Origin of the sequence: Niastella vici, from assembly GCF_002077945.1 — a bacterium.
GTDB classification, from domain to species: Bacteria; Bacteroidota; Bacteroidia; order Chitinophagales; family Chitinophagaceae; genus Niastella; species Niastella vici.
On sequence record NZ_LVYD01000014.1, the window covers coordinates 1 to 685 of the forward strand.

The 685-nt window shown below is 36.4% G+C and carries 1 protein-coding gene; it reads left to right on the plus strand.

Annotated features, from left to right (window positions below):
* Positions 1–481: 481 nt before the first annotated feature.
* A partial coding sequence (locus tag A3860_RS07455; protein WP_143773989.1) for a hypothetical protein occupies positions 482–685 on the plus strand: 204 nt, incomplete at its 3' end.

The following is a 685-nucleotide window of genomic DNA, read 5'->3' on the forward strand; positions in this document are numbered from 1 at the left end:
ACTCACAAGGGCCGCTAGAACCCGGCCCTTGTGAGTTACAAATATTATCTACTTGCCAGGAAGAATGTTTTAATAATGTTAATTCATAGCGAGATCAAAAAAGCATAGGTGCATATCAAAATAGCGTCAGTTTGTTGCGAAACGGTCTTTTATATTTGTTCAGAGAAATGGGATCAGTACTGTCATTATATTCTCCAACAAATCGCTTGAATATTATTCTCACACATAATAACTCCAGAAGCAATTACGGGCTGAGGCAAATCAACAAAGATTAATGTAAGGATCAGACACAAACTGGTATTATCAATGATCACGGCATTTGTGATACAGAATCTTTTTTAGATGTATCATACATATAATAGTGTGCATAAGTAAATAACATTTGGTAAAATTCAACCTAAGTTTGTATGAAAGTTTTAAGAAGACTACTAGTATTTTTTTTCTGCCCCTTGCGTTGCCGGCTCTATGCAATGATTCGGCCATGGTTCGACTCATTTTTGCGCGTACTCTTGAGCTGAACAAGTTCCGTATTACGATCGATGATGGCGTTACTGAATACAAAATTGACCCCAAAAAAGAGTTGGCCTGGAATGGAGAATTGCATTCACCCCTTGGTTATGTTCAAATAGATTATCCGAATAGTGATACTACAGTCATAACCCAAAAAGTTTTTTTTAAAAAAGGG